General features: G+C 55.6%; 3 protein-coding genes. 2 read left to right on the forward strand and 1 reads right to left on the reverse strand.

The window, feature by feature from the left end:
* On the forward strand, positions 1–285 hold a 285-nt coding region (locus tag FP815_05875), incomplete at its 5' end, for a hybrid sensor histidine kinase/response regulator (protein ID MBA3014466.1).
* 10 nt (positions 286–295) lie between these two features.
* Positions 296–2,212, forward strand: a complete 1,917-nt coding sequence (locus tag FP815_05880) for a hypothetical protein (GenBank protein ID MBA3014467.1) — start codon at positions 296–298, stop codon at positions 2,210–2,212.
* A 134-nt stretch (positions 2,213–2,346) separates the two neighbouring features.
* Here the strand turns inward: FP815_05880 and FP815_05885 are convergent, their stop codons facing one another.
* Positions 2,347–2,532 carry an SAP domain-containing protein gene (locus FP815_05885; protein MBA3014468.1) on the reverse strand — a complete coding sequence of 62 codons (186 nt, stop codon included), beginning with the start codon at positions 2,530–2,532 and terminating at the stop codon, positions 2,347–2,349.
* Between the last annotated feature and the right edge of the window lie 634 nt (positions 2,533–3,166).

Here is a 3,166-nt window from a genome sequence, read left to right on the forward strand (position 1 = left end):
AAGAAGCGCGAAGGCCGGCCGAACATGTGCCTGGCCGATTTCGTCGATCGCCAGAACGACTGGATTGGCGGCTTTGCGGTCGGCATCCACGGCATCGATCCGCACATCCTACGTCGGATCTTTGATCCTTTTTTTACCACCAAAGACGTTGGTGAAGGGACTGGGCTTGGTCTCAGCATCTCTTATTCGACTATCAAGAGCCATGGAGGTGATATTGTCGTTACCTCAGAGGAAGGGAGCGGAAGTACCTTTGAAATTGTATTGCCGGTTGCGGCCGACAGATAGGGAGGACGCGATGAGGAGGTATCTTAAGCGGTGGTTTTTGTTGATTGTGGCGGTTGGTCTGTTGGTTTCGTGCGCCTCATGTGTCCCTCAGTCCCAGGTCAACAGGGGGTACGATGATACCGACATGTTTTACGAGGCCTTGGCTCCTTATGGCCGGTGGGTAAATCATGGAACCTATGGCCGGGTGTGGTATCCTCGCGATGTCCCCATGGGGTGGCGTCCATACACTGATGGCTATTGGGAGTACTCTCGTGATTATGGCTGGGTCTGGGCCTCTGATCACGAGTGGGGTTGGGCTCCGTTTCATTATGGTCGATGGGCCTTTGATGACTGGTATGGCTGGGTCTGGGTTCCTGGACGGGAGTGGGCTCCGGCTTGGGTGGTCTGGCGTTATGGCGATGGTTATGCTGCCTGGGCTCCTATGCCCCCGACTGCACTGTGGCGGCCGGGGCGTGGACTGGACAGGCGATATTTTCATCATGAGCGCGATCTTGGATGGGATTGTTGGGTTGGAGTCCCTGAGCGACATCTGCATGACAGGGAGATGCGTCGACATATTATCGGTCAGCGCGATAATGTGTGGTTAGTCAAGCGGACCAGTACGGTTGTCTCGGTTACCGCAGTCAATGGCCGTATCGTGAATCAGGGCGTGCCGGTCGGTTATCTTGAAAAGGTCAACGGCAGGCCGGTTTCACGGGTTCATCTCCATGAAGTGGACCGGCCTGATGGTCGGGGGGGCCACCGGGACAGGGATGGTTTGCGGGTGGTCCGGCCCCATTTTCGGCCTCAGTCGGCTGTTGAAATCAGGAAAGAGGCGGAGAGGGCTGAGGCGGTTTTATCGCAGCAGAATCGGCTCCAGCGGGAGCGTTCAAAGGATGGGGGCCTCGATAGGCAAGATGAGCCTCGCAAGGCCGGAAGGTTTGGCGAGAAACCCGAGTCGTCCGTTGAGGCGAGACCATCAGAGGACAAGGAGAGCCTTAAAGCGCCGGACAGAGAAGAGGGTAAGGATAAAAAGGGGCGGACGACTCTTCGAGAGCAGGTGCGGCGGGAGCAGGGCGGCCAGTCGGCAGTTCAACCGCTTGCGCCAGGGGATCTGCAACAGCCACGTTCTGATGCTGTGCTACCTGTCGTGCCTCAAGAAGAGCGGCGGCGCAAGGAGGCTCAGCCTGTCCTCCTGGAGCAGCAGAGGCCGGCCCGCCGGCAACTTAAGCATGATGCCCCTCGTCAGAGACTGCCGGTGAATGAGGAGCAGCATAAGGCAGCTCTTCCGGAGAAGTTGAAGGCGCCGCTAACAGCCCCTGCTCTTGACTCAGCAGTAAGTGATGGCCAAGCGCAGTCTGCTGGCTCGGTCGAGCCCCCTGAGCCGGTAGCGGCGCCTGTCTCGCCAGTGATTCCGCCGCCTCAGGAGCCAGAGCCGCCCGAGGTGCCGAAGGGTGATTTTAATTCCCTTGTAATACCTGATCAGCCGCAGGGGCGGCGACCTCACGAGGTTCCTGCCCAACCCGTCCCTATTGAAGTGCAGGAGTCAGTCCCCGTGGATGACCCTAAGGAGATCGTTGTTCCCGTCAGGCGTGGAGGAAGGCGCTTGTTGCGGGATGATCAACGCCATGAAGTTCAAGGTGACAGGATGCCTGCTGAGGAGCCGGATCAGATCCGTAGGCGGCAACCCATCGAACAGCCCCCGCAAATACCTGTCGAGCTGCCGGTTGTGCCAGAGCCGCCCGAGGTGCCCTCGGTTCGGCAGCCTCCGGTAGAGGCGCCTGCGCCACCACCGGCCATGAGACGTCAGATGGAACTGGAGGCCCAACCGTCTGGCGAGGGGGCCGCTCCCGAGAGGAAGGCCAAGCGGAAAAAGAAAAATGGTCAACAGGAAGAAGAGGAAGGCGTGATACAGGAGGGGGAGGAGCTGCAACCACCGCAACCTTGACTCGTTAAGATGATAAAAAAGGCCGGACGATCATCATCGTCCGGCCTTTTTTTATCTTGCTCTCACCGGTTCCGCTCAGGGGACGTTCCCGCGATAATCGTTCCCTGGGCAGAGCCGAAGGGGTATGGCCTTGACTACTCCGTCAGGCAGTCATCTCTCCAGCAGCAGCTCTCCTGCGTGCATTGGGAACTACCTTCCGTAAGAAAGCAACTGTAGTTGCCTTCTTCACTTTGGATGGTCCGGATGAGTTCGGTTTTTTTCATCTTACCGGGTTTGATACCCATAGCCTTTGCTTTTTTTTGAATATCTACCATCTTCATCGAATGACCTCCTGGCTGTTCTTGAGTGGAATACTGATCCACGATTTTTTTTATATTACAGCACAGACTGTTGTTAATGTCAAAAAAAAGATGGCTTCTGGTTATGTTTTATTAAGGGTAACGTCCGAGCAGTATAATCGTAAACGTTCACCGGGCGCTTCATCTGCTTCGCAGTCTTTGCTTAGCTGTCAGCGGTCTGCTCATGTGCAACTAGCACACTTCGCAGACCGCTTTATTGACCGACGAAGCGGGTCAATATAAGTCGTGCATTTGGGGTGCCCGGAGAACGTTTACAGTCCGGTGAAATCCACATGCTCAACGCTTCTGGTGAACGATTACGTATGACAATCTCGCAAAAAGTCTGGGGATGGCTTGGGTTTTTGGTCTTAGAAAAGAAAGAATGTGGGGTAACTTCAGACGGGGCGGGTGGAAAGGGGAAGAAAAACTAAGGGACCAGAGCCAGAGACAATGGGAGGGAGGGGAGGGGGCTCTGGTCCCTTAGAAGCTTAATTGTGGTTTTAGATAATTACCTAATAATTGATAATCTCGCAAAAAATCACGGGATAGCTAAGCAAAAGGGCCGATATACAAGGCGCAGGGTGTTTTTGTGAATGAGGCCACACATACGGTGTGC

The sequence above is a fragment of the Desulfobulbaceae bacterium genome (genome assembly GCA_013792005.1).
Taxonomy (GTDB): domain Bacteria; phylum Desulfobacterota; class Desulfobulbia; order Desulfobulbales; family VMSU01; genus VMSU01.